24 protein-coding genes and 1 pseudogene are annotated in these 24,995 nt (G+C 71.1%); 12 read left to right on the forward strand and 13 right to left on the reverse strand.

Features of this window, described 5'->3' with window-relative positions; translation table 11 throughout:
- Window positions 1-17 precede the first annotated feature (17 nt).
- Window positions 18-284, reverse strand: a complete 267-nt coding sequence (locus ACOZ90_RS02865; RefSeq protein WP_422892129.1) for a hypothetical protein — start codon at window positions 282-284, stop codon at window positions 18-20.
- Between the two features lie 99 nt (window positions 285-383).
- Window positions 384-1,832 (reverse strand): cardiolipin synthase, encoded by a 1,449-nt coding sequence (gene cls / locus ACOZ90_RS02870; RefSeq protein WP_422892130.1) that lies wholly within the window; start codon window positions 1,830-1,832, stop codon window positions 384-386.
- A 327-nt stretch (window positions 1,833-2,159) separates the two neighbouring features.
- On the opposite strand from cls, the gene ACOZ90_RS02875 reads away from it, so the two are divergent.
- From ACOZ90_RS02875 to ACOZ90_RS02900, 6 genes are all read left to right on the forward strand, one after another.
- Window positions 2,160-2,687, forward strand: a complete 528-nt coding sequence (locus ACOZ90_RS02875; RefSeq protein WP_422892131.1) for a hypothetical protein — start codon at window positions 2,160-2,162, stop codon at window positions 2,685-2,687.
- A 2-nt stretch (window positions 2,688-2,689) separates the two neighbouring features.
- Window positions 2,690-3,337 (forward strand): hypothetical protein, encoded by a 648-nt coding sequence (locus ACOZ90_RS02880; RefSeq protein WP_422892412.1) that lies wholly within the window; start codon window positions 2,690-2,692, stop codon window positions 3,335-3,337.
- A gap of 29 nt (window positions 3,338-3,366) precedes the next feature.
- Window positions 3,367-4,983 carry an adhesin gene (locus tag ACOZ90_RS02885; RefSeq protein ID WP_422892132.1) on the forward strand — a complete coding sequence of 539 codons (1,617 nt, stop codon included), beginning with the start codon at window positions 3,367-3,369 and terminating at the stop codon, window positions 4,981-4,983.
- A gap of 182 nt (window positions 4,984-5,165) precedes the next feature.
- Window positions 5,166-5,840, forward strand: coding sequence for a C39 family peptidase (locus ACOZ90_RS02890; protein ID WP_422892413.1), 675 nt, complete (start codon window positions 5,166-5,168; stop codon window positions 5,838-5,840).
- A gap of 12 nt (window positions 5,841-5,852) precedes the next feature.
- Window positions 5,853-6,620: a hypothetical protein gene (locus ACOZ90_RS02895; protein ID WP_422892133.1), complete on the forward strand. Its 768-nt coding sequence runs from the start codon at window positions 5,853-5,855 to the stop codon at window positions 6,618-6,620.
- A gap of 92 nt (window positions 6,621-6,712) precedes the next feature.
- Window positions 6,713-8,038, forward strand: a complete 1,326-nt coding sequence (locus ACOZ90_RS02900; RefSeq protein ID WP_422892414.1) for a transporter family protein — start codon at window positions 6,713-6,715, stop codon at window positions 8,036-8,038.
- Window positions 8,039-8,056: 18 nt separating this feature from the next.
- Here ACOZ90_RS02900 and ACOZ90_RS02905 read toward each other — a convergent pair whose 3' ends face one another.
- Complete coding sequence (locus tag ACOZ90_RS02905; protein WP_422892134.1) at window positions 8,057-9,382, reverse strand: sigma-54 interaction domain-containing protein; 1,326 nt, start codon at window positions 9,380-9,382, stop codon at window positions 8,057-8,059.
- Window positions 9,383-9,848: 466 nt separating this feature from the next.
- Here ACOZ90_RS02905 and ACOZ90_RS02910 point away from each other — a divergent pair, with 466 nt between their 5' ends.
- The 3 genes from ACOZ90_RS02910 (at window position 9,849) to ACOZ90_RS02920 (ending at window position 12,242) form a co-directional block, all read left to right on the forward strand.
- The gene (locus ACOZ90_RS02910) at window positions 9,849-10,958 is read left to right on the forward strand and encodes a PA0069 family radical SAM protein (protein WP_422892135.1); all 1,110 of its coding nucleotides are present in this window, start codon (window positions 9,849-9,851) and stop codon (window positions 10,956-10,958) included.
- Between the two features lie 76 nt (window positions 10,959-11,034).
- Window positions 11,035-11,808 (forward strand): sensor histidine kinase, encoded by a 774-nt coding sequence (locus ACOZ90_RS02915; RefSeq protein WP_422892136.1) that lies wholly within the window; start codon window positions 11,035-11,037, stop codon window positions 11,806-11,808.
- Window positions 11,805-12,242, forward strand: coding sequence for a response regulator (locus ACOZ90_RS02920; protein ID WP_422892137.1), 438 nt, complete (start codon window positions 11,805-11,807; stop codon window positions 12,240-12,242). Before ACOZ90_RS02915 ends, ACOZ90_RS02920 begins: the two co-directional genes overlap by 4 nt.
- On the opposite strand, the gene ACOZ90_RS02925 is transcribed toward ACOZ90_RS02920, so the two are convergent.
- The 4 genes and pseudogenes from ACOZ90_RS02925 to ACOZ90_RS02940 all read right to left on the reverse strand — a co-directional run bounded on the left by ACOZ90_RS02925 (window position 12,220) and on the right by ACOZ90_RS02940 (window position 16,140).
- Window positions 12,220-12,969 carry a 2OG-Fe(II) oxygenase gene (locus ACOZ90_RS02925; RefSeq protein ID WP_422892138.1) on the reverse strand — a complete coding sequence of 250 codons (750 nt, stop codon included), beginning with the start codon at window positions 12,967-12,969 and terminating at the stop codon, window positions 12,220-12,222. The two genes, ACOZ90_RS02920 and ACOZ90_RS02925, sit on opposite strands and share 23 nt — an antisense overlap.
- A 58-nt stretch (window positions 12,970-13,027) precedes the next feature.
- Window positions 13,028-14,230, reverse strand: coding sequence for an amino acid aminotransferase (locus tag ACOZ90_RS02930; RefSeq protein WP_422892139.1), 1,203 nt, complete (start codon window positions 14,228-14,230; stop codon window positions 13,028-13,030).
- An 88-nt stretch (window positions 14,231-14,318) separates the two neighbouring features.
- Window positions 14,319-14,951: a response regulator gene (locus ACOZ90_RS02935; RefSeq protein ID WP_422892140.1), complete on the reverse strand. Its 633-nt coding sequence runs from the start codon at window positions 14,949-14,951 to the stop codon at window positions 14,319-14,321.
- Window positions 14,948-16,140, reverse strand: a pseudogene (locus ACOZ90_RS02940) (sensor histidine kinase). Before ACOZ90_RS02940 ends, ACOZ90_RS02935 begins: the two are co-directional and overlap by 4 nt.
- A gap of 75 nt (window positions 16,141-16,215) precedes the next feature.
- Here ACOZ90_RS02940 and ACOZ90_RS02945 point away from each other — a divergent pair.
- Entirely contained in the window at window positions 16,216-16,983 is a 768-nt protein-coding gene (locus tag ACOZ90_RS02945; protein WP_422892141.1) for a DUF2306 domain-containing protein, read from the forward strand.
- On the opposite strand, the gene ACOZ90_RS02950 is transcribed toward ACOZ90_RS02945, so the two are convergent.
- Together ACOZ90_RS02950 and phhA are read right to left on the reverse strand one after the other, a co-directional pair.
- On the reverse strand, window positions 16,902-19,073 hold the full coding sequence (locus ACOZ90_RS02950; RefSeq protein WP_422892142.1) for a TonB-dependent receptor family protein: 2,172 nt from the start codon (window positions 19,071-19,073) through the stop codon (window positions 16,902-16,904). The genes ACOZ90_RS02945 and ACOZ90_RS02950 overlap by 82 nt on opposite strands.
- An 88-nt stretch (window positions 19,074-19,161) precedes the next feature.
- Window positions 19,162-20,052: a phenylalanine 4-monooxygenase gene (phhA, locus tag ACOZ90_RS02955; RefSeq protein ID WP_422892143.1), complete on the reverse strand. Its 891-nt coding sequence runs from the start codon at window positions 20,050-20,052 to the stop codon at window positions 19,162-19,164.
- Window positions 20,053-20,178: 126 nt separating this feature from the next.
- Between phhA and ACOZ90_RS02960 the strand changes: the two genes are divergently transcribed.
- Entirely contained in the window at window positions 20,179-20,664 is a 486-nt protein-coding gene (locus ACOZ90_RS02960) for an Lrp/AsnC family transcriptional regulator (protein WP_422892144.1), read from the forward strand.
- Between the two features lie 46 nt (window positions 20,665-20,710).
- On the forward strand, window positions 20,711-21,160 hold the full coding sequence (locus ACOZ90_RS02965; protein WP_422892145.1) for a hypothetical protein: 450 nt from the start codon (window positions 20,711-20,713) through the stop codon (window positions 21,158-21,160).
- Between the two features lie 26 nt (window positions 21,161-21,186).
- Here the strand turns inward: ACOZ90_RS02965 and ACOZ90_RS02970 are convergent, their stop codons facing one another.
- Genes ACOZ90_RS02970 through ACOZ90_RS02985 form a run of 4 tightly spaced genes read right to left on the reverse strand, consistent with a single transcriptional unit; the run spans window position 21,187 to window position 24,990 of the window.
- On the reverse strand, window positions 21,187-21,498 hold the full coding sequence (locus tag ACOZ90_RS02970) for an AzlD domain-containing protein (RefSeq protein ID WP_422892146.1): 312 nt from the start codon (window positions 21,496-21,498) through the stop codon (window positions 21,187-21,189).
- A complete protein-coding gene (locus ACOZ90_RS02975) occupies window positions 21,498-22,187 on the reverse strand; it encodes an AzlC family ABC transporter permease (RefSeq protein ID WP_422892147.1) in 690 nt (229 codons plus the stop codon). Before ACOZ90_RS02975 ends, ACOZ90_RS02970 begins: the two co-directional genes overlap by 1 nt.
- A gap of 4 nt (window positions 22,188-22,191) precedes the next feature.
- Window positions 22,192-23,886 (reverse strand): M28 family metallopeptidase, encoded by a 1,695-nt coding sequence (locus ACOZ90_RS02980; protein ID WP_422892148.1) that lies wholly within the window; start codon window positions 23,884-23,886, stop codon window positions 22,192-22,194.
- A gap of 39 nt (window positions 23,887-23,925) precedes the next feature.
- A complete protein-coding gene (locus ACOZ90_RS02985) occupies window positions 23,926-24,990 on the reverse strand; it encodes a serine hydrolase domain-containing protein (protein WP_422892149.1) in 1,065 nt (354 codons plus the stop codon).
- Between the last annotated feature and the right edge of the window lie 5 nt (window positions 24,991-24,995).

A 24,995-nucleotide genomic window follows, 5' to 3' on the forward strand; every position in this document is an offset into this window, starting at 1 on the left:
GGCGGCCGAAAGCGTGTTCACGATCCGGGAGGCGGGGTATCCGAGGCGCCGGCCGCCGCCCGCCGGGCTTCGGCCTGCTCGCGCATCCGCCGCAGCTCCTGCGGGTCGATCATCATGGTGTCGTCGCGGGTCTGGCTGCCCACGCGCTGGGCCAGCAGGCCCAGCACCCAGACCACCAGCAGTACCAGGGCGACGAGGATGCAGATGACCGCAAGCGCCACCGAAGCGGTGGTCATCGCGATCGCAAATGCGGCGATTGCCAGCAGCAGGAACAGCCAAGGCATGGAGCTTCCCTCCTCCGTGAACAGGAACAGTCTAACCGCTGCGCGGGGCCGCGAAAGCCGCTGGCACGGCGGGAACGCCCGCCGATCCGCCATCCGTGCCTACAGCAGCGGAGAGAGCAGCCGCGCCAGCGCTTCGGGCAGGCGCTGGCTCAACAGCGGCCGGTCGGGATCGTCGCGCACGGGCTCGGAATCCCGCAGCTCACCTTCCAGGTGCTGCTCCAGGCGTCCGGCCAGCGCGGCGTCGTCCAGCAGCACCGAGACCTCGAAGTTGAGCCGGAAGCTGCGGTGGTCGAAGTTGGCGCTGCCGATCAGCACGATGTGCTCATCCACCAGCAGCGCCTTGGTGTGGAGCATGCGCGGGCCGTACTCGTACACCTTCACCCCGGCTTCGAGCAGGGTGTCGAAATAGGAGCGCGCGGCCAGCGTGACCAGCAGCGAATCCCCACGCTTGGGCACCAGCAGGCGCACGTCCAGCCCCGCCAGCGCGGCCGAGGTCAGCGCCATCATCGCGGCCTCGCCGGGCACGAAGTAGGGGGTGGCCAGCCACACCCGCGCGCGTGCGCCGTGGATGGCGCCCACGTGCAGGCGGTGCACCGCTTCCCAGGACGAGTCCGGGCCCGAGGCCAGCACCAGCGCGCGCACGTCGCCCGGGTCGGCCGGCGGCGGCGTCTGCGCGGCGATCTCGCGCACGCAGGCATCGTCCCCGGCGGCATAGATCCAGTCCTCCACGAACACCCGCTGCAGCCGCAGTACCGCCTCGCCCTCCAGGCGCATGTGCAGGTCGCGGAAGGCGTCCTCGCGGTGGCGCTCGTCGTGGTCGTCGCTGATGTTGACGCTGCCGGTGTAGCCGATGCGCCCGTCGATCACCACGATCTTGCGATGCGAGCGCAGGTTCAGCCACGGCCGCTGCCAGATGCGCCCGAACTTCGGCGGGTGGAACCACGCCAGCTCACCGCCGGCGGCAATGAAGTCCTTGAAGAAGCGCCGCGAGCGGTTGCCGCCGACGGCGTCGATCAGCAGCCGCACCTTCACCCCGGCCCGCACCCGTTCGATGAGGGCGTCGCGAAGCGCGGTTCCGGAGTGATCCGGGTGATAGATGTAGTACTCCAGATGGATATGCACCCGCGCCGCGCGCACATCCTCCAACAGGGCGTCATAGGTCGCACAGCCGTCCACCAGCAGCCGCACGTCGCGGGCGCGGGTGCGCACCAGGCCGGTGCTGGCTTCGGCCAGGCGGGCCAGCGCGACGGCCTCGGTGTCCTCGCCTGCGTAGTCGGCGTCCTCGGACATGCGCTTGCGGCTGATCTGGCGGCGCAGCCGCTGGCGGTGGATCTTCTGCGGGCCGAACACGTGGTAGATCAGGAAGCCCAGGTAGGGCAGCAGCGCCAGGCCGAGCAGCCAGCTCAGCGTGGCCACCGGCTCGCGCTTCTGCAGCACGATCCAGCCGCCCAGCAGCAGCAGGTAGGCCAGCCAGCCGAGCACCAGCGCGCTTGCCAGCCAGGGAACGGTGGTCACTGCCTCCCAGCCGCGCGTGAGCATGTCCTGCATCGTGTCCTTCCCGTGATCCGCGCCGGTGCGGCGCCGTGGTCAGGCTACCCGCGCACGGCCGGCAACGGAAAGCGGCCGCCTGGCCGTGGGTGGACTGTAACGCTCCGGCGAAGGGTGTAACGCCGGTGTGACACTCCGGCGGTGGGCGATTGGCCGCGCCGCTGCGCCGGATCCGTCGTCCGGAGGCCTGCGCACTGCCAAGGCGGTGTTACACCCGGCCCGGGCATCGACCGGGACGGAGAATAATAAACAATTGATTTTGTTGATATTTTTTCCTTGGCACGGGGCCTGCGTAATCAAGGATCCGCACCTTTGCGAGCGTGATCCATGGCCAGCCCCGTCCCGACCAGCCTGATTGCCGTCCTTTCCACCCTGGCCCTGCTGCCCGGCTGGGCAGCGGCGGCGGATGCACGCGTGGGCGTGCACCCCGTGCATGGGGAAATGGTCCTGCTGCGCGACGTCAACGCCCGCCACGCCTACCGGCCGGCACCGCCGAGCTTCGGGCTCATCGTCGATCCCCGGCCCAACCGGGAAATCCACGCTGCGCTGGGCACCGGTGAACTCAGCGATGCCGATTTCGCCGCCATGTCCTCGGGCCACGCCCCGGGATCGATGCGCGCGCCCAACGCCATCGAAGGCACCGTCAACCGGGCCCTGGCCGGCAGCCTGGGCACCGGCGGCAACGGCCAGAACCGCGCCGCCGTCCCCGGCGGCAACGTGGGCGCGGTGCTCAGCGGCCCGCTGGGAACCGTCGGCGCCACCACCCGCGGCATCGGCGCCCACGTCACCGGCGCGCTGTCGCAGTTCCCCCTCGGCCAGACGCCGGCCACTCCCACCGGCCCGGGCGGGCCGTGAGCATGCGCATCCGGGCCACCCCGTTGCTGGCTGCACTGGCGCTGCTGCTGCCGGGCGCAGCCGTGCACGCGCAGGCCACGGACGAGTACGCGGCAATGCTCGAGTACCTGGCCAGGACCAGCATCGACGACGGCGCGTTCAGCGGGGCCAGCGGCGCGATCGCGGTCAACATGGCGGCCGGCGACTTCAACCAGCAGGCCAACGCGCGCGGCATTGCCGTGGGCGGACATGCCGCGGCATCGGCCGGCGCGCTGCAGCGCAGCCACGCGGACGTGGGCCAGGCCCCCGACCACGCGACGGCCGTCATTTCAGGCAACGCCTTCCAGGGCGCAAGTGGCCTGGCATCGATCAACCAGGCCAGCGGAACCGGCAACGCGGAACTCAACGCGATCACCGTTGCGCTGGCCGAACGAGGCATACGTGAAACCCCGGACGCGCAGCTGGCGTCCATGGATTTCGCGTCGGCGGGAGTGCAAGCCATCTCCGAACCAGGGGCCGCAAGAACGCAAACCCGCAGGGTGGGCGTCGAGAGGTCCGCCTTGCAGGGGTTCGGCGGGATCTTGCAGCTCAACCAGGCGGCGGGTGCCGGCAACGCAACGGAGAACAGGGTGCTGATCTCCGTGCAGCAGGGACCTCCGCCCGGATTTTGACAACAACCGAGTTCAACCAGGAGACGATCATGAAAGCCAATCTGAAGATCACGGCCCTTGCAGCCGCCGCGGCGATGTTCGCCATGGGCACTGCGTCGGCCCAGAGCTTCCCCCAGGCGGACGTGGAAACCGCCGTGGGAACCGACATCGCCATATGGGGTGACATCGAGGCGTTCGGCGAAGTGGAAGTAGGCGGCTACCTCAACGTTGGTGGCGACATCAACCTCGACGTCGACTACGACTACAACGACAACCTCAATCGCAACGTCAACCAGAACATCGAGGAGAACTACACCTCGAACTACAACGAGGATCTGAACATCAGCGGCAGCCTGACCGAAGACGTCAGCATCTCCTCCAGCATGAGCCAGGACTACACGTCGACCCTGAGTGAAGACCTGTCCATGACGGTGGACATGAACGAGTCGCACAACTTCGAGACGGATCAGCGCATCACCGACATCCAGCACAACGAGTATTCGCGCACCGACATCCGCAGCGAGCGCGACGAGCATGGCGTGAGCGTCAACATCGACAAGTCGCTGTCGCTGGATTCGGATATCACCTTCAGCGGGGATCCGACCGTGTCGGGTGACATCGAGGTCGACTCGGCGGCGATCGCGCTGATCGACAACCGCCAGTCCAATACCGGCAACGTCGGCATCAACGACCTGGTCACCAACGATGCCGCCATCGATGGCGATGCGGGCTCCGAGGCCTCGGGCAACCTGCAGTTCAACGTTGCCGCCGGTGACAACAACGTGCAGGACAACGCCGCCGCGCTGTCCGCGGCCGACGCCAGCTTCGCCTTCGGCCTGGCCGACGCGGAGATCTTCGTCAACCAGTACGGTGCCAGCAACGTCACCAGCAACGTCGGCGTGACCAACGCCGCCAACCTGGCGGGCAATGCCTTCAGCGATGCCGCCGGCAACATCGGCGTCAACGTCGCCGCGGGCAACAACAACCAGCAGAAGAACGCGCTCGCCGCGTCGGTGGCCACCAGCGCCTACGCGCAGTCCTCGGTCAGCTCCAACCAGGTCTCCACCGGCAACGTCACCAGCAACGAGGGTTACGTGCAGGAGATGACCGACTCGGTCGAGATGAGCCTGTCGGGCACCGTCAGCGGCATGACCGCGGGCGTGGGCTTCGGCGGTTACGAGGGTTCCTCGTCCGGCGGCTACAGCGGCGGGGGCAACTCCTTCCAGAGCAGCAACTTCTACGCCGACATGTGGGAAGGCGAGGAGCATCCGGAAGGCCCGGTGATCGGCCATGCCGACTTCGACAGCGAAAGCCAGGGCGCGGTGCAGAACCCGGCCCGTCCCGGTGTGGGCGGCCTGGGCTTCGACAACGTCGAAAGTGGCAGCTACGAGGGCAGCGAGTCGGGTGACCTGGCGTTCATTGAGCTGGGCGTTGCCGACCTGCAGGCCAGCATGGCCGGCCTGGTGACGTCCACCCAGTGGATCGTGGTCGACCACACCAACACCGCCAGCCTGTCCGACAGCGCCTTTGCGCGCGCCTCGGGCAACATCGGCGTCAACCTGGCGGCCGGTACCGGCAACCTGCAGGCCAACAGCCTGGCCATGGCGGTCGCCCAGCCGAGCACCAACGGTGGTGGTGGCAACGGCAACGGCGGCGGCGGCGAGTAACCGCCTGCTGCTGCAAGAGGTTTCCCGGCCTTTCCCCTGTGGCCGGGATGCAACGGAAGCCCCGCTCCGCCTCCCCCGCGGAGCGGGGCCTTCCTTCGGAGAGAGGGATCGTCCCGATGATCAATTCCCTGCCGCACGGAACCGGGCAGCCACGCATGCGGGCGTGGTGGATCGGCGTGTTCATGATCCTCGCGGCCACGGTCGCGCTGCCGCGCGCCGATGCGGCCGACGTGCAGTTCGCAGGCGTGCTTCCCAACGGCGCGCTGCTGACCAAGCCGGTGGAGAGCATGACCGAGGGCCGCTTCCGGCACCTCGTCCGCCAGGAAACCGACTACAGCTGCGGCGCCGCGGCGCTGGCCACCATCATGCGCTACGCCTACCGGGTGGACGCCGACGAGGCCACCGTGATCGAGGGGATGATGATGGTCTCCGATCCGGAAGTGGTTCACGCGCGCGGGTTTTCGCTGCTGGACATCAAGCACTACGTGGAATCGCTGGGCATGCGCGCCCGCGGCTACCGGGTCGACGAGGAGCGTCTGCGCAGCCTGCGGGTTCCGGCGATCGTGCTGATGGACGTGGCCGGATTCCGCCACTTCGTGGTGCTCAAGCAGGTCGTCGGCGACACCGTTGAGGTCGGCGACCCGATGCTGGGCAACCGCAGCGTGCCGTTCGACGAGTTCATGGAGTCGTGGCCGTCACGGGCCATTTTCGTCGTGATAGGCAGTGACTTCGACCGCAACACCGTATTGCTGGATCCGCCTGCGCGCCCGAGCGCCAAGGCCCTGTACGCACGCCAGGGGCCGCTGACCGATGCCGAGCTGCTGGACTTCGGCTTCACCCACGCGGATCTGTTCTGAAGGAGTAGACGGATGAACATCATTCCCCACACGTGCCTGGCGCTGCTGCTGGGAGGGCTGCTGTCCGCGGCCCCCGCGCTGGCGCAGCAGGCACCCGGTCAGCCCGCGCGCGGGCTGACCGAGATTCCCGATGCCGAGCTTGGCCTGATGCGCGGGCGCTTCATCGCCGGTGACAACAAGGTGCTGTGGTTCGGCGTGTCGATGATTTCCACCTGGCAGACCAGCTCGGGCCAGACGCTGCAGGGGCGGCTGGGCATCGGGTTCGACTTCAGCGACGGCAGCCCGGCGCTCAGCTTCAGCCCCAACGTGGTGCTGACCGACGAAAACGCGCCGATGCCGCTGCCCTCCGGCACGCGCAGTGTCGACAGCTCAGGGCTGGCCAACGTGGGTGGCCTGGTGCAGGGCGTGCAGGTGGCCGGTGACGGCAATGCCGCCAGCAACGTGACCTCGCTGACGCTGCGCGAGGGCGCGGTGCCGGTGGCCGGCGGCGACGGCACGGCGCACGCTGCGCTCAGCCGGAGCGCGGGCGCGGCTTCGGCCAGCGTCCACTTCGACGGCAGCCGTGCCGGCGTGCTGCTGGAGGTGCAGGGCCATGGCGCGGCCGAGCAGTGGATCAGCGCCGGCAGCATGGGCCAGAGCATCCGCCTGGCCAGCGACGGCCAGACGGTCAGCAACCAGCTGCACCTGGACATGGTGCGGGCGTCGCTGCCGGCGACCGCGATGCTCAACCAGAACGTGGCCCAGGCACTGGGATCCACGCGCGGGATCGGCGGTCCGTGATGCAGGCCGGGGGGCGCAATCGCGAACAGGGAGGAAAGCCTGCGGCGGGCGCCAGCGCGTTCGCGCCGCCGCCGCTGGCTTGGGCGCTGTCGATGGGCCTGGCCTGCAGCGCGGGTTCGGCAATGGCCCAGGATCCACCGCCGGCCGGGCAGGCGCAGCCGCCCGTGGCGGCGCTCAGCGACCAGGAGCGCGCCGAAGTGGCGCGCATGATGCAGGAGCTGGCCGCGCTGAAGGCCGCCTATTCCCAGGAAGTGCGTCGCCTGCGCGAGCTGGACATGCAGATGCAGGCGCTGCAGGCGCGCATCAGCGGCCGGGTTCCGGCCGCGCCGGAACCGGCCCCGGCGACACCGCCCGCCCCGGCCCCCGTGGCCCCGGTGGCCCGGGCACCGGCGCCCCAGCCGCCCGAGGCGGGTTACGCGAGCAGCGCCGAGGACGCCGCGCGGGCGCGCGAGGAAGAGGCCCGCAGCGTCTCCGACGTGCGCCAGCAGCAGCAGGCGCTGTTCAAGCGCGGCCTGGTGATCGACAACGGCTTCACCTACAACCGCTACGACCGCAAGCAGCTCACGCTCAACGGCTTCCTTGCACTGGACGCGATCTTCCTGGGCAACATCGCGATCGAGAACGTCGAATCCGACACCCTGACCTACAACCTGGCCGCGCGCTGGGGCGTGTCGCCGCGGCTGACCCTGAACCTGGACGTGCCGTGGATCTACCGCCGCACCGTGTACCAGAAGGGCGGCGCGGGCGGCGCCGCGGCGGTGATCGCGCAGGAGCACACCAGCGGCTCGGGGCTGGGCGACATCACCGCCAGCGCCAACTGGAAGCTGTTCTCCGAGCGCGCGTTCCTGCCCGAGACCGTGCTGACACTGGGCGTGACCGCGCCGACCGGGCGCGAGCCGTACGGGATCCCGTGGCGGGTGCTGGAGCGCGACGAGGACGAGTTCATCCGCTTCGCCGTGCCCGAGGAGCAGCCGACCGGCAACGGCGTGTGGCAGGCCTCGGCCAGCCTGTCGGCGGTCAAGGCCACCGAGCCGGCGATCCTGTTCGGCAGCATCGGCTACACCCACTCGTTCGTCGGCAGCTTCGACGACATCGACAACAACCCGTCGACGGTGAACCCGGGCAAGGTCAGGCTCGGCCGGGGCTTCACCCTGGGCGCGGGCGTGGCGTTTGCCTTCAACGAGCGCACCAGCCTGAGCATCGCCTACAACAACCGCTTCAACGCCCGCGCGCGCACCCGCCAGGAGGGCGCCGAGTGGGTGAAGCTGATCGGCACCGACGGCAACGCCGCCACCCTGAGCCTGGGCGTGACCCACGCGCTGAGCCCGCAGGCCACCTTCGTCGGCATGCTGGGCATCGGCCTGACCCCGGACGCGCCGGACTTCAGCCTCAGCTTCAAGCTGCCCTACACCCTGTAGGGCCGCGCGGCGGATCGCTCAGCGCAGCTCGGCCAGTGACAGCCCGTGCTTCCTGCACAGGCGATACACCGTCATCCGCGAGACCCGGAGCCGGCGGGCACACGCGCTGACGTTGAAGCCGGTCTCGCGCAGGGTCGCCATCACGGTGTCGCGCTCGGCGCTGGTGCGGGCGCTGTCCAGGCACTCGTCGCCGGGTGGGCGGCCGGAGGCGATCTGCAGGTCATCGGCGCTGATCAGCGGCTGGCGGGCGATCACCGCGGCGCGGCGCACCCGGTTGAGCAGTTCGCGCACGTTGCCCGGCCAGTGGTAGTCGCCCAGGGCGCGGCGGGCGCCGCTGTCGAAGCCGCGTGCGGTGACCGCGTGCTGGTTGCGGAACTCCTCCAGGAAGCGCCGCGCCAGCAGCTCCACGTCGTCACCGCGGGAGCGCAGCGGGGGCATGTCCAGGTGCAGCACGTCGAGGCGGAAGTAGAGGTCGCGGCGGAACCGGCCGCGTTCGACGGCCTGCTCCAGATCCACGTGGGTGGCGGCAACCACGCGCACGTCCACGCGCAGCGACTGGCTGCTGCCGATCCGCTCCAGCGTCCCTTCCTGCAGCACCCGCAGCAGGTTGGCCTGGGCGTCGAGCGGCAGGTCGCCGATCTCGTCCAGGAAGATGGTGCCGGTGTTGGCGGTTTCGAACAGGCCGATGCGCCGCGTCGACGCACCGGTGAAGGCGCCGCGCTCGTGGCCGAACAGTTCGGCCTGGATCAGGCCCGATGGCAGGGCGCCGCAGTTGACCGCCACGAACGGCGCGCGGCGGCGGTCGGACAGGTCGTGCAGGGCGCGGGCGGCGAGCTCCTTGCCGGTGCCGGTTTCGCCGGTGACCAGCACCGGCAGGTCGACCCCGGCGTAGCGGTGCAGGGTGGCCCGCACCTCCAGCATCGGCGGGCTCTGGCCGATCATTCCACCGACCGGCTCGCCCGACGGCGCGCGCTGGTCGAACGCCGCCAGCGCCTGCGCCAGCTGCTGCGGGTTGAACGGTGATACCAGGCGCTCCCCGCAGGCCTGCAGGATCGGCTGCAGCGCCGGGTCGTCGCTGTCCGACTCGGGCGGCAGCGCGATCAGCGGCAGGTCGGCGTGGTCGACGACGGCCCGCTGCAGGGCCTGCACCACCTCCTCGCCCACCTCGCGCAGATCCACCAGCGCCACCACCTTGTCGCCGCTGCGCATGCCCACGTGGGCGTCGCAGCGGGGATCCACCTCGCGCAGGCTCCAGCCGGCTGCGGCGAGCATCCTGCGCTCGCGCGGTGAAGCCTGTCCAAACCAGATGATGCAGTGTCTTTTGGTGGGGGTCGGGATGTCCATGTGGGGTTGAAGGGGTTGGCGGGGGAGTGGCTTTCCCTTTGGACCTTTGCTCCAGTATCGGGGGCGGATGTGACGCGGGATCGACCCGCCTGAAGGCATGCAGGGATCGAGGACGGGAAAGCAGGCGTGCGCCGCTGGCGCCGCCGCCGGGCCTCAGGCGGGACGGCCTGGCCAGGCCCGGGCGAGCGGCAGGGGGCTTGTGGGGAGTAGCGGACGTGGCGGCCCATCGTGATGCGGGCCGCGGCCGCCGCCGGTGCGCGGCGGCGGGTGCGAAACGGAAGCGCGGATCATCATGGATTTTCCCCCGGATGCGTGTGGCGCATGCTCCTCGATTCTTCACAGTGCATCCCGAAGACACGATGGAACCGGCAGGGATCGGCCACCCGCCCATTCAGGTGGGCCGGCGCGCCTGACCGGTTCAGCCTGTGTCTCCAGTGGCGCGACCGCGGCGCGCTAGGCTGGCCTCATGCGCATCCGCCACAAGACCCATGGCCCGGCGACGGCGCCCATCCGCGGACGCGGCAGCGCTTCCTTCGTCGACGGCCGTTTCGACAAGCGCCAGGTGCGCCTGGAGGACGACGGCTGGGACGGGCTGCGGGAGCCGGTTGAAGCGGAAGCGTCGCGGCTGGAGACGGTGGTCACCGAAGAGCAGGCGCGCAGCGTGGTCAGCCGCAACGGTTCGCCGGACGTGGGCTTCGAGCAGTCGGTCAATCCGTACCGGGGCTGCGAGCACGGCTGTGTCTACTGCTTCGCCCGTCCCTCGCACGCCTACCTGGATCTCTCGCCGGGCCTGGATTTCGAAACCCGCCTGTACGCCAAGACCAACGCCGCCGAGCGCCTGCGCGCCGAGCTGGCCAGGCCTTCGTACCGCTGCTCGCCGATCGCGCTGGGCATCAACACCGACGGCTACCAGCCGATCGAGCGCAGCTGGGGCGTGACCCGCCAGCTGCTGGAGGTGCTGGCCGAATGCCGGCATCCGTGCAGCATCGTGACCAAGGGCGCGCTGGTCGCGCGCGACCTCGACCTGCTGGCACCCATGGCCGAACAGGGCCTGGTCAGCGTGTACCTGTCGATCACCACCTTGGACAACCGCCTGTCGGCGCGCATGGAGCCGCGCGCGGCGGCGCCGCATACGCGCCTGGCCACGCTGCGCAGGCTGGCCGATGCCGGGATCCCGGTCGGGGTGCTGGTGGCCCCGGTGGTGCCGGCGATCACCGATGCCGAACTGGAGGCGATCCTGGAGGCGGCGCGCGGGCACGGCGCGCGTTCCGCCAGCTACGTGCTGCTGCGCCTGCCGCATGAGCTCAAGGAGATCTGGCGCGAGTGGCTGCAGCTGCACTATCCCGATCGCGCCGCGCACGTGATGAGCCTGCTGCGGCAGATGCGCGGCGGCCGCGACTACGACAGCGCGTTCGGCAGCCGCATGCGCGGGCAGGGCCCGTTCGCCGACCTGATCGCCGCCCGCTTCGCCCGCTGCCACCGGCGGCTTGGCTACGGCCGGCTGCCGGAGCTGGACTGCAGCCGGTTTGTCCCGCCGCGTCCCGATTCTCCGCAGGGTGATCTGTTCGGGGCCTGATTCCTTCACGCCGGATGCACATCCCGTCCCGTGCCAACCCGTAGACTTGGACGCGCAATAACAGGGGTTACGCGCGATGTCTCCAGTTTCCGACTCCGCGCCGCCGTCCGTGCCGGCAGGGGGGGAGCTGGCGGAGGTCGAGCGCGCGCTGCATTCGCTGCGCCTGCAGCAGCAGGTGCTGGCCACCGGCATGTCCCACGACCTGCGCGCGCCGCTGCGCGCGATCACCGGCTACACGGCGCTGCTCGCCGAGCATCACGCGGACGGGATGTCGGACGAGGGCCGCGGCTACCTGCAGCGCATCCGCGAGGCGGCCGCACGCATGGACGGGCTGATCGGCGCGCTGCTGCAGCTCTCCCACGCCGGCCGCGCGCAGCTGCAGAGCAGGCCCGTCGACCTGAGCCTGCTGGCCGAGTGGAGCCTGGCCGAGCTGGAGGATGCGCATCCCGGGGTGGTGATCGAGGCCACGGTGCAGCCGGGCCTGCTCGCCATGGGCGACGAGCGCCAGCTCAAGCTGGTGTTCGACCAGCTGCTGGACAACGCGGTCAGGTATTCGCGCGATGGCCAGGCCCGCATCGGGATCAGCGGCGGGGATGAAGACGGCCTTTCGCGCGTGCAGGTGCGCGATCACGGCAGCGGATTCGACATGCGCTATGCGGCACGCATCTTCGAGCCGTTCCAGCGCCTGCATGCGCTGGAGGATGGCGGCGGTCACGGGATGGGGCTGGCGATCGCCCATGAGGTCGTCCAGCGCCATGGCGGACGGCTGTGGGTGGAGTCCGAGCCGGATCGCGGCAGTGTGTTCCACGTCGAACTGCCGGCGGTGCCGGACGCGGGGGATGGCGGGTGAACGAGGGCGAGATCCTGCTGGTGGAGGACAACCCGGACGACGCCGAGCTGACCCGGATCGCGTTCACCGAGGCCGGCATCCCCAACCGGCTGATGGTGGTGCACGACGGCGCCCAGGCGCTGGACTACCTGTTTGCCCGCGGCGCCTGGGCCGATCGCGATCCCGCCCGCCTGCCGGCGCTGATGCTGCTCGACCTCAACCTGCCCAAGCTGGACGGGCGCGAGGTGCTGCAGGCGATCCGCGGCGACGTGCGCACCCGCGCCCTGCCGGTGGTGGTGCTGACCACCAGCGTGGAGCCGTTCGACGTGGAGGCCAGCTACGCGCTGGGCGTGAACAGCTACATCCGCAAGCCGGTGGATTTCGAGCAGTTCGTCACCGCGGTCAGGCAGCTGGGGCAGTACTGGCTGGTGCTCAACCACCCCCGCTCGGCGTAGGGCTGCCGAACAGGCGCTCGGCGCGCTGGAACAGGATCCAGCTGGTGGCGATGAACTTGTCGCCGCCGCGCGGACGGTTGCCGCGATGGGTGTGGGTGAACGCGGTCGGCGCGATCAGCAGGTCTCCGCTGCGCGGGGCCACCTTGCGGCGCTGGAACAGGAACTCGGTTTCGCCCTCGTCGAAGCCGTCGTTGAGGTACACCGTCCACAGCAGGTGCCGGTGCAGTGTCTCGCACTGCGGGTCGCGCGGATACAGCTCGCAGTGCCAGTACGGATAGCCGCCCTCGCCGTCGCGGTACCACTGCAGGTTGATCGCGCCCGGGCGCAGGCAGGTGCGCGCCAGCTCGCCGATCGCGGCATCGTCCATCGCCGACAGGTCTTCGGCCGCAAGCCGCCGCAGCTGGCCGCCGGGGCCGGGCTGCTGCAGCATCAGCGGTGCCACCAGCGCCTGCGGCCAGCGCCGCAGATAGCCGAGCATGCCCGCGTAGACGGCCACGTTGAGCGCCTGTTCCACGTCGGCCCAGGCGGCGTTGCCCGCCAGCGACAGGTCGCGGCTGTGCTTGAGCTCCGGATACACGCCGCCGCCGACCCGGCCCGGTTGCAGCTCCCGGCTCTCGCGCATGCGGGCCACGATCGCCGCGCAGGTGTCGGCATCGAGCGCCCCCTGCACGACGTGGATGAAGTCGTCTGCAGCCGTGTCCGGCTGGTTCGTGTCTGGCGTGTTCATGCCGGCAAGCATCGCACGCCTGCCGGCGGGGTGGGGCGGGCGCGCCGTCCCGGCCCGGTCAGCCTGCGCTGACCTGGGCCACGGCCTGCGCCACGCCGTCCAGGTTCTCCTGGTTGAGCCCGGCCACGCAGATGCGCCCGGTGCCTACCGCGTAGATGCCGAACTCCCCGCGCAGCCGCTCCACCTGGCCGCGATCCAGCCCGGAGTAGGAGAACATGCCGGCCTGGTCGCGGATGAAGCCGTAGCCGTCGGCGCCGTGGGCCGCCAGCCGCTCCACCAGCCCCTCGCGCAGGGCGTGGATGCGCTCGCGCCAGCTGCCCAGCTCGGCCTCCCACTGCTGGCGCAGATCCGCATCGTTGAGTACCCCGGCCACCAGCGCCGCGCCGTGGAACGACGGGCTGGAGTAATTGGCGCGCACCAGCCGCTTGACCTGCGACTGCACCCGCGCGGCCTCGTCGGCGCTGGCGCTGACCACGGTCAGCGCGCCGACCCGCTCGCCGTAGAGCGAGAATGACTTGGAGAACGAGCTGGCGACGACGAAGTTGCGGATCGGCGACTCGGCCAGCATCCGGATCGCGCGCGCGTCCTCGTCGATGCCCTGGTCGAAGCCCTGGTAGGCCATGTCGATGAACGGCACCAGGTTGCGCTCGTGCATCAGCGCGATCACCTGCTGCCACTGGGCGTGGTCAAGATCGGCGCCGGTGGGGTTGTGGCAGCACGCGTGCAGCAGCACCACGGTGCCGGCCTCCAGCCTGCCCAGGTCGGCGAGCATGCCGTCGAAGTCCAGGCCGTGCGTCTCGTCGTCGAAATAGGTGTAGTCCACCACTTCGAAGCCCGCCGCCGGGAACACCGCGCGGTGGTTCTCCCAGCTGGGCGTGCTGATGGCGATGCGCGCGAACGGCAGCGCGTGCTTCAGCAGCTCGGCGCCGGTGCGCAGCGCGCCGCTGCCACCGACGGTCTGGGTGGTAATGGCGCGATCTTCGGCGATCACCGGAGAGTCGGCGCCGAACAGCAGCTCGCGGGTGGCGGCCCGGTAGTCGGGCATGCCGTCGATCGGCAGGTAGCCGCGGGCCGGGCTGCGCTCGGCCAGCGCGCGCTCGACCTGCTGCACCGCGCCCATCATCGGGATGCGTCCTTCCTCGTCGTAGTAGATCCCGACCCCCAGGTTCACCTTGGTCGGGCGCGGGTCGGCGCGGAAGGCATCGGTCAGGCCCAGGATCGGGTCCCCGGGCACCTGTTCAACGTTCTTGAAGAAGGACACTGCTTCACCGTCTGGAAAAGGGGGAAGGCCGGGATCGAACCACCCGGGAAAACCCCGCAAGTCTATCATTTCCCGGGAAAAATCCGGCTCAGATCACCCGCAGCGTGATCGCCTTGAGCACCGCCCGGGTGCGGTCGCGGGTGTCGAGTTTCTCCAGGATCGTGGAAACGTAGTTCTTCACCGTGCCCTCGGCCAGGAACACCGAGCGGGCGATCTCGCGGTTGGAGTAGCCGCCGGCCATCAGCCGCAGGATCGCCACCTCGCGTTCGCTGAAGGGCTCGCGCGGCGCGTCGGCGGCGTGGTAGCGGTAGCGCGCGCGCACCGGCCCGGTGCTCACCGGCTGCAGCAGGGTGTCGCCGGCGGCGATGCGCAGCACTGCGTCGCGCAGGTCCTCGGGCGCGGCGTCCTTGAGCAGGAAGCCCTGGGCCCCGGCTTCGGTGGCGCGCAGCAGCAGCTCGCTGTCATCAAACGTGGTCAGCAGCAGCACCGGAGTGGCGTCGCCGCGCTCGCGCAGCGCCTGCAGCGCCGCGATGCCGTCCATGCCGGGCATGCGGATGTCGCTGAGCACCACGTCCACCGGCGTGGCCGCCAGGCCTTCCAGCAGCGCGGCGCCGTCGTCGGCTTCCAATGCCACGCTGATGCCCTGGCCTTCCAGCAGCGCGCGCAGCCCGGCGCGCACCAGCGCCTGGTCATCGGCGAGGGCGATGCGCGGCGCGCTCACGCCGGCAGGCTCGCATCGATGCGCAGTGCGCCGCCGGCCGAGGTGGAGAACGCCAGCTGTCCGCCCGCGGCCGCCAGGCGCTCGCGCATGCCGGCCAGCCCGTTGCCTTCGCGCAGCGGGCCGCGCAGCCGGCCGTCATCCTCGATCGACACCTCCAGGCGCGGGCCATCGCGGCGGATGCGCACCTCCAGCACCCGCGCCTGGCCGTGGCGCGCGCTGTTGGTGAGCGCCTCCTGCACCATCCGCAGCAGCGCATCGGCGGTGGCCGGGTCGCTGATGCGCACGTCATCGTCGATCGCAAGCTGCAGCGCGGGCCGCGGCAGCGGCGCCGCCAGCGCCCGCAGCGCGGTGGCCAGGTCCAGGCCGCGGTCATCGCGCAGCTGCTGCACCAGCTCCCGCAGGTCGTCCATCAGTTCGGCGGCCAGCCGGCGCGCCACTTCCAGCTCCGCCGGCGCGCCGCCTTGCTGCCGGTCGGCCAGCGCGCGCAGGTTGAGGGTGAGCGCGGTGAGCTTGTGGCCGGCCACGTCGTGCAGCTCGCGGGCAAAGCGCAGCCGCTCGGCGTCGCGCGCGCTGTCGGCCAGCAGCGCGCGGGTGGCGAGCAGGTCGGCGTTGACCAGGGCCAGCCGGTCGCGGGCCTGCTCGGCGCTGCGGGCGTAGTGCGCCACCAGCGCGGCGAAGGCCTGGAAGCCCAGGTAGACCGTGACCGTCAGCGCCGGTGCGGCATGCCCGCCGGCGCGCAGCACCAGGTACAGGGCGAGGTTGAGCAGCGCCGCGGCGGGCAATACCCGGGACGGGGGATAGTCGATCGCCAGCGCGGCCACCAGGATCACCAGCAGCACCGGCGAGGTGCCGGTGCGCGGCGCCAGGGTCACCAGCGCGAGCGCGATCAAGGCAAGGACGACGTATCCGGTGGCACGCAGCAGCGGCTTGGCTGACAGCGTGTCGACCACCAGGAACAGCACGCTGAAGCCCACCAGCAGTGCCCAGCCCAGCGGGCGCTGGGAACCGAGTTCGCCGTGGATCGATACCGCCACCGTCAGCAGGGTCAGCAGGGCGGCGAGGTTCAGTGGCTGCAGCAGCGGGGCGAGGTGACCGCGCACGGCCCGTCTCCAGGGGCGGAGGTTCCATGCTGCGTCGCCCTGCGGGCGCGCGCAACGGATCCGGCGAAGAAAGTGACTTCCGGCACCATGCAAAGGTGACCGCGGGGACTGCGACCGGCGGGCGTCGCGCGTGAAGCTGGCACTCCCCAAGTGGAGCCACGGCCATGCCCGGATACGCCACCTTCCTTGCCCTGCACATCGCCGCCGGCACCGTTGCGCTGGCCTGCTTCTGGCTCGCGGCGATGCTGCGCAAGGGCAGCCCGATCCATCGCCTGGCCGGGCGCATCTACCTGCTGGCGATGGTGCTGGTGATCGTCACCGGGGTGGCGCTGACGGTGCAGTTCGTGCTCGACGGGCACACCGTCAGCGCCGCCTTCCTGGGCTACCTGCTGCTGCTGGTATCCACCACCGTCTGGCTGTCCTGGCGGGCAATCCGCGACCGCGCCGCACCCGCCCGCTACCTGGGGCGTGCGTACCAGGTCCTGGCCATCGCCAACCCCGCGGTGGGCGTGGCCATCCTGTGGCTGGGCCTGGACCGCGGCCAGCCGCTGCTGGCGGGGTTCTCCCTGGTCGGCATCCTGATCGGGCTGGACATGCTGCGCCGGCGCCGGATCATCCCCACCCAGCCGCTGTGGTGGCTGGAAGAGCACTACGGGGCGATGGTCGCCAATGGCGCTGCCACCCACATCGCCTTCGTGGCGATCGGACTGCCGCGTCTGGTGCCGGCCCTCCAGGGTTCGACGTGGTACTACCTGGGCTGGTTCGGGCCGGTGGTGCTGTCGGTGGTGGCCAAGGTGTGGCTGGACCGGCGCTACCGGGTGCGCGCCGGCTCACGCGGACCGCAGCCCGCTTACCGGCGTGCCCCGGCGCGCGGGCCATCGCCGGTCCAGTGCAGCCCGACCATCCAGGTGCGGTCGCGCCCCGGCTCGTAGAAACGGCCGTTGCCCTCGTTCACGATCACCGAGCCGATGTGGTCGCGGTCGAGCAGGTTGTCGACGCGGGCGAAGGCGCGCAGCCGCCCTGCCGGGGTATTCCAGCTGCGCGAGGCCTCCAGGTGCAGCAGGCCGTAACCGGCCGCGGATTCGGAGCCCAGGTCGTTGACCGGCACCGAGGACACCGCCTCGCCCTCGAGCGCCGCCGACCACGGCCCCTGCTGCCACTGCAGGCGCGCGAACGCCTGCTGTTCCGGCACGCCCGGGATCGGCGAGCCGGCCGGCACCGGCACGGACGGATCGGTGCAGCCGGCGCCCTGGCAGATCAGGTAGCCGCTGCGGAACGTGGCGTCCAGGTGGGTCGCGGCCACCGCCAGATCCCACTGCTCGCCCAGCGGCATGCCCCACGACAGCTCCACGCCCTGGCGGCGCGCGCTGCCCACGTTGCGGTAGCTGCTGCGCCCGGCCACGTTGCGCACCACCGCCAGCTCGTCGTCGGTCGCGGCGCGGAACAGCGCCGCTTCCAGCTGCGCTCCGCTCGCGCCCCGCCACTTCACGCCCAGCTCGACGTTGTCGCTGACCGCCGGACGCAGGTCGAAGGCCAGGCCGGTGCCGCCGTCGGCGCGGTAGGAGATTTCGTTGAACGTGGGGGTCTCGAACCCGCGCCCGGCCGACAGGTACAGGCGCAGATCCTCGCGCGGTGCGAAGCTGATCCCGGCCACCGGTGCGGTGTGGCTGTGGCGCAGCCGGCCGCTGTCGTCCGGGTTGCCGTCGGTCACGTAGCCGTCGCGCGAATCGAACTCCACCTCGCTGTGGCGCGCCCCCAGCTGCAGCGACCAGCGCTCGGCCAGCCGCCACCACGCCTGGGCGTACACGTCCGCGTTCTCCAGCCGGTTGCGCTCGTCGCGGCGCAGCCCGCCGCGCACGCCCAGGACGTCGCCGACGAAGTTTTCCCAGCCGCGCCGGTGCTGGCGCTGGCGGTCGAGGTTGGTGCCCACCGCCACTTCCAGCGGCCGGCCGGCAAGTTCCGCCTGCAGCGACCAGCGCGCGTCGATGCCGTGGTAGCGGTTGTCCAGGTCGATCACCGCGCCGGCCTGCATCGGGTTGCGCTGGGCCACCAGTGGGATCGGCAGGAACTGCAGCACCTCGCGCCCGCCGCCGTAGGCCATCAGCCGCAGGGTCTGGGCCTGGCCCAGGCGCTGCTCGTACACCGCCCCGGCCTGGCTCTGGCGCACGCTCTTGCGGGTGTTGTACTGCAGCGCCACCGGCGCCACCTGGCGCGGGTTCTCGCGCACCTGCCCGGCACTCAGGCCGAGCGGGTCCTGTGCTTCCGGGATGTCCACATGGTTGGCCACCAGCTCCAGCCGCCCGCCCGAGCCCACGTCGAAACCGAGCTTGAGGTTGGCCACGTCGCGGCGCGCGGCGCTGTGCGCGCGCCAGCCGCCGGTATCGAAGCGCGACAGCGCCAGGTTGTAGCCGTGGCGCTCGCCGCCGCCCAGCAGCTGCGCCGCCGCCGTCCAGGTGTCGTCGCTGCCGTACGTGGCCCGCGCCTGCCACGGATCGCCGCGTTGCCCGTCCTTGCTGAAGATCTGCACCACCCCGCCCGACGAGTTGCCGTGCAGGGCCGAGAACGGCCCGCGCAGCACCTCCATGCGCTCGCCGCCGATCAGGCTGAAGTGGGAGACCTGCCCCTGTCCGTCGGGCATCGAGGCCGGGATGCCGTCGGCGTACAGGCGCAGGCCGCGCACGCCGAAGGTCGAGCGCGCACCGAAGCCACGGATCGACAGCTGGGTGTCCTGGGCGTAGTTGCTGCGGTTGCGCGCGAGCACGCCGGGGATGCCGCGCAGCGCTTCGGACACGTCGGCGCCGGCGCGGGAAGCTTCGCCGTCCAGCGGCACCACCGTGGCCGAGGCCGGCATGTCGAACGCGTCGACCCCGCGCAGGCGCGCGGCCTCAACGACGATGCGGTCGAGCGTGACCGCATCGGCCGCCGCGTCGCGGCTGTCGTCATCACCGGGCTGTTGCGCGTGGAGGGAGGGGCAGGCGAGCAGGCACGCCAGGACAAGGCTCAAACGGGAGAAGGCAATCATGTCCCCATGATCCCCCAACGGCCGTCCCCGCCCCGTTCACGGCTTCGTCCCCTTCCCTGCGCATGGCGCGCTCCTACCAGGCGGTGGCTCAGACGTCGGCGTCGGTGGCCCAGCCTTCGCCGGTGCCGCGCTGGAACACGCGGTCGTCGTCGAGCACCTCGCCCGCGGGAACCGACTCGGCTTTGGCCAGCCGCGCATAGATCGGGGTGAAGTCCGGCTCGGTGGCACGCATGAGCTGCTCGAAGCTGTCGATCACGAAGTAGGTCTTCTGGTAGGTGTCGATGCGGTAGCGGGTGCGCATGATCCGCTCCGCGTCGAAGCCGATCCGGTTGGGCGCGGCGCTTTCCAGGCTGTAGATCGATTCGCCCTTTGAAGACACGATGCCCGCGCCGTAGATGCGCATGCCCTCGGGCGTGTTGATCAGCCCGAACTCCACCGTGTACCAGTACAGCCGGGTCAGCGCCTGCAGCGCCTCGGCGCCGATCCCGTGCGCCTTCAGCCCGCCCTCGCCGTAGGCCTGCATGTAGTCGGCGAACATCGGGTTCATCAGCAGCGGCACGTGCCCGAACAGATCGTGGAACAGATCCGGCTCCTCGATGTAGTCGATCTGGTCCGGGCGCCGGATCCACCAGGTCACCGGGAAGCGGCGGTTGGCCAGGTGGTCGAAGAAGTCCAGCTCCGGCAGCAGGCCCTCCACGCCGATCAGGCTCCAGCCGGTGGCCTTGCCCAGTTCCACGTTGAGCTCGGAGAACTTCGGGATCCGGTCGGCGGTCATGCCCATCGCGTCCTGGGCGTCGAGGAACTCGTTGCAGGCGCGGCCGGGCAGGATCTCGCGCTGGCGGGCGTACAGCTTTGACCAGGTGTCGTGGTCGTCGGCGCTGTAGTCGTCCCAGGGCTGCTCCACCACGCCGGTGGCGTAGACCGGCACCTTGCCCTTGTCGGTGTGGATGTTCTCAACGCGGCGCGGCTGGCTACTCATGGCGGCTTTCCGGAAGGACGACTTCCCAGCCTAGCGCCTGGCCTGCGCAACGGGCTTGCGTTGTTGCGCGGGATCCGCTTAAGCGGGCAAGATCATTGCGTCATCCGCCTGTTCAAGGGCAGGAATATGCACACAGCCCAGCTTGACCGCACAGACCTGCAGCTGCTGGCCGAACTGCAGCGGCACGGCCGGCTCACCAACGCCGAACTCGCCGAGCGCGTGCACCTGTCCGCCTCGGCCTGCCTGCGCCGGGTGCAGCGCCTGGAGCGCAGCGGGGTGATCTCCGGCTACCGGGTGGAGCTGGACGCCGAGCACCTGGGGCTGGGGCTGCAGGTGTTCGTGCGGGTGCAGCTGGAGAAGCACGACGCCGGCTACGTGGAGCGCTTCACCTCCGCCGTGCAGGGCTGGAACGAGGTGGTCGCCTGCCACGCGCTGAGCGGCGACATGGACTACCTGCTGCACGTGGTGGTTGAAGACCTGGATCACTTTTCGCGTTTCCTGCTCGACCGCCTGCTCAACGAATCCGGGGTGGCCGACGTGAACTCCAGCATCGTGCTGCGCACGGTCAAGGCCTTCCGCGGCCTGCCGCTGCCGGCGGGGGAGAAGAAGTAGCGCGCCGGGCGCGGTATCGTTGGGGGACACAGGGATGGAGGCGGCGATGAAGCGGACGGCCACGGTGCGCGAGCATGTTCCGGTCGGGCGGATCTCGTTTCTCGTGATCGCGCTGGGCTGCGCGGGCGCCGCCTGGGCGCTGTTCCATTACGGCGCGCCCGAACCCGTCGTCTTCATCGCCGGCTGCCTCGCGCTCTGCTCGGTGGTGGTGGGCTTCATGACGCTGCCGCCGGGCCGGGCCTATACCTTCGCCAGCAGAAAGGAGCCGGGCCGCGACCGGCCGCCGCAGCGCGACGACTTCAATCCGCCGGTGAGCCGGATGAAGCTGGCGCTGGGCGCGCTGCTGCTGGGTGCGCTGGCCGGGCTGATGCACCGGTTTGGCGCGCCCGGGGAAATGGTCTGGGTCTTCGGACTGTGCGCGGTGCTGTACGCGGTGGCGATGCTGCTGCCCGATCGCCTGCGCGCATTGCTGGCCTGGGATCTGAACCACTGGTAGCGGCGCGCGCCGGTGCCGGCCGGCGCTCAGGGCAAACCCGCCAGCCGCAGCAGCGCCGCAGCCGCGGCCCCGATCGCCACCACGCCCAGGAACGGCACCCGCAGCGCCAGCGCCGCCGCGGCCGCCAGCAGTGCCCCGATGCGGGCGTCGAAGGCCAGCCCGCCGGCGCCGGCAAACGTGTTCATGGCGGTCAGCGAGGCCAGCAGGCCGACGGTGAGCATGCCGGTCATCCGGGACATGCGCGGCCCCGCCAGCCAGCGCTCCGGCACCAGGTGGCCAGCCAGCTTGGTGGCGAAGGCCGCCAGCGACGCCAGCAGGATCCAGCCCCACGCCGACATCAACCATTCCCCCGCAGCGCCGCCGGCAGTACCGGCCCGCGCCAGCCGAGCGCCGCCGCCACCAGCGCCGCGACCAGGATCGGTATCCCGGGAGGGGTCCACGGCAGCACCACCACCGTCACCAGCGCACAGGCCGCCGCCAGTGCCACCGGCTCGCGGCCGCGCAGCCGCGGCCACAGCAGCCCCAGGAACGCCGCCACCGCGGCCCCGTCCAGGCCCCACTGGCGCGGGTCGCCGAGCGCATCGCCCAGCGCCGCCCCGAGCATCGTGGCCAGGTTCCACAGCAGGTAGATCCCCAGCCCCGCGGCCCAGAATCCGCGCCGCTGTTCGTCCGGATCGCGCTGCGAGGCCGCGGTTGCCGTGGACTCGTCGATCGTCACCTGCGCCGCCACCAGTCGCTTCCAGCCGCGCGGGCGCAGCCACTGGTTGACCTGCATGCCGTACACCGCGTTGCGCACCCCCAGCAGGGTGGCCGCGCCGAACGCCGCCGCCCCCGTGCCGCCGCCGCCGATCACGCCGATGAAGGCGAACTGCGAGCCGCCGGTGAACATCAGCGCGCTCAGCGCCACCGCCTGCCAGAACGACAGCCCCGCCGCCACCGCCAGCGCCCCGAACGACACCCCGTACAGGCCCGTGGCCACGGCGATCGACAGGCCGATCCTCTCGGCCGGGGTGGGGGAGCGGAGCATTGGATCAGCGTGCGAACCGGTCGCCGAAAAAGTCGCCCGGGTTCCAGCGCGGACGTTCGTCGTCGTTGCCGATGCGGGTGGCGATGGCGGCGGCCAGGCGGGCCAGGCGGGCGGCGTCGTCGTACTGGATCGGCTGGCTGGCGTCGTCGCAGGGCTGGTGGTAGCAGTTGCGCAGGAAGTACGTCAGCGCCACAAGCGGATCGCGCTCGCCGTCGGCCGACTCCACGCCGCCGTCCAGGTACAGCGCCGGGATGCCCGCGCGCACGAAGGCGTACTGGTCGCTGCGCACGAAGGTGACTTCCTCAGGGAACGGATCCGGCGACAGCTTCACCCCGATCTCTTCCGCCGCCGCTTCCGCCACCGCCTGCAGGGTCGAATGTTCCGCCCCGATCACCACCGCGTCGGTGCTCGGCGCCAGCAGCACCGGCATGTCGATGTTGATGTTGGCCACCAGGCCCTCGCGCGCCACCGTGGGCCGGGCGACGAAGTGCTGCGCGCCCAGCAGGCCCTGCTCCTCGCCGGTGAGCGCGGCGAAGAGCTGTGAGCGGCGCGGCGCGGCGTCCGCGGCCACCAGGGTGCGCGCGGTTTCCAGCATGACCGAAACGCCCAGGGCGTTGTCCAGCGCGCCGCTGTGGATCGCATCGCCGTCGCGCATCGCGATCACGCCCACGTGATCCAGGTGCGCGGTGTGCACCACGTGCTCGCCGGCCAGCGCCGGGTCGCTGCCGGGCAGGCGGCCGATGACGTTGTGCGATTCGATCGCCTCGATCCGGGTGCCGCCCTCGATCACCACGTGCCCGTCCAGCGCGAACGCCTGGCCGGTGCCGTCGCGCGCCCGGTCGAACACCTGCGCCGCGGTGCGGCCCGGCGCGAACAGCAGCAGGTCGGCCGCCGCCACCCCCACCGCCGCCACCGCCTGCAGCTGCGGGAAGCCGTCCACCGCGACGCCGCCGGCATCGCGCAGCCGCATCGCCGGCTTGTCCCAGGCCGCCTGCATCCGCGGCCACGGCATCCGCGCCTCGAACTGCGGCGAGGACACGATCACCGCGCCCACCGCGCCGCGCTCGGCCAGCGCGCTGAATTTCTCGCGCGTGGCCGAATGGTACGCGCGGGCGTTGTCGTCGAAGCTGTCCGGCGCGCCCGGCAGCAGCACCGCGATCCGGCCGCGCAGGTCGACCCCGGCGAAGTCGTCGTGGCCAAGCTCCGGCGCATGGATGGCATGGCCGACGAAGGCTGCCGGCGCGCGCACCGCGTGGGTGGTGGCGTTGAAGTTCGACCAGGGCAGAAACTCGTCGCCGAAGCGCAGCTCCTCCACCATTCCGTCGCGCTCGATCGCCAGCCGCGCGCCCTCGCGCAGCGGCGCGCCGGTCAGCAGCGGCACGCGCTGGAACCAGGTGCCGCCGTCGCCGGCCGGCTCCAGGCCGGCGTCGGCCATGCGCGCGGCGACGAAGGCGGCGGCGCGTTCGAAGCCGGGGGTGCCGGTCTCGCGGCCGGCCATGTCGTCATCGGCGAGCCGGCGCAGGTCGGCGGCGATGCGCTGGGCGGCGGGGTCGTCGGACTGCGGCGCGGCGTCGGCAACCGCGGCGCCGGGGGTCTGCTGCACCGGCGGATCGGCGTCGATGGCGGCCCAGCGCCAGGCGAAGACGCCCAGCGCCGCCAAGGCGATCAGAACCAGCAGGATGCGCAATGGTCTGGACATGGGTTCAGCGGTCCGCGGCTTCCCGCGCGCGGCGCGGTGCTACCGGACTTCGTCCATGATGCGGCGCGCCAGGGCGTAGGGCTCGGGATCGTTGCGGTTGGTCAGCACCAGCACCGTGAGCCGCTGCGCGGGATCGCGGATGATCACGTTGCGAAAGCCCATGGTCTCGCCCGAATGCCACAGCCGCTCGCCGTCCAGGCGCCAGCCGTAGCCGTAGGCATTCACGTTGTCCTCGCCCACGCCCACCCCGGTCTGGTCGGCGAAGGCCAGCGCGCGGGTGTCGTCGGACAGCAGCCGGTTGTCGTACAGCGCCGCGTCCCAGCGCGCCATGTCCTCCAGCGAGCTGTAGATGCCGCCGTCGCCCAGCACCGCGCTGGTCGGGCTCTGGTCGGTGCGCTGCCACGCGCCGTCGACCAGGCTGTGGCCGTAGGCGCGGCTGGCCACGGTGGAGATGCCGTCCTCGAAGGCCACGCTGTTGTCCATGCCCAGCGGCACGAAGATGCGCTCGCGCAGGAAGTCCGCATAGCGCTCGCCGGTGGCCGCTTCCACGATCAGGGTCAGCAGCGCGTAGGCGCTGTTGCTGTAGCGGTACTGCGTGCCCGGCGCGAAGTACAGCCGATCCTGGCCCTCCAGGATGGCGAGCACGTCGGCGTCGCGCACCTGGCGATCCAGGCCTTCGGGCATCACGTCCTCGTAGTCGATCAGGCCCGAGGTGTGGCTGAGCAGGTGGTGGATGGTGACGTCCTCGGCCGCTGCGGGCAGCGAGGGCAGCCACTTGCGCACCGGGTCGTCCAGTGCCACCAGCCCGTCTTCGGCCAGCAGCAGCACGGTGGCGGCGGTGAACGCCTTGCTCACCGAGGCGAGGCGGAAGTTGGTGCTGGCGGTGACCGGCACGCCTGCGTCCATGTCGGCCAGGCCGTAGCCGCGGCGCACCACCGGCTCGCCGTCGCGCAGCACCAGCACCGCGGCGCCGGGCACCTGGCCGTCGTAGTCGGCCATCAGCACGTCGATCGGGTCCGCCTGGGGCGGGACGGGTTCGCTGGAGCCGCCGTCGGCGCAGCCGGCCAGCGCCGCGAGCAGCGGAACAAACAGGAGTCTGTGCATGCGCC

This window comes from Luteimonas dalianensis, assembly GCF_049339425.1.
Taxonomy (GTDB): Bacteria; Pseudomonadota; Gammaproteobacteria; order Xanthomonadales; family Xanthomonadaceae; genus Luteimonas; species Luteimonas dalianensis.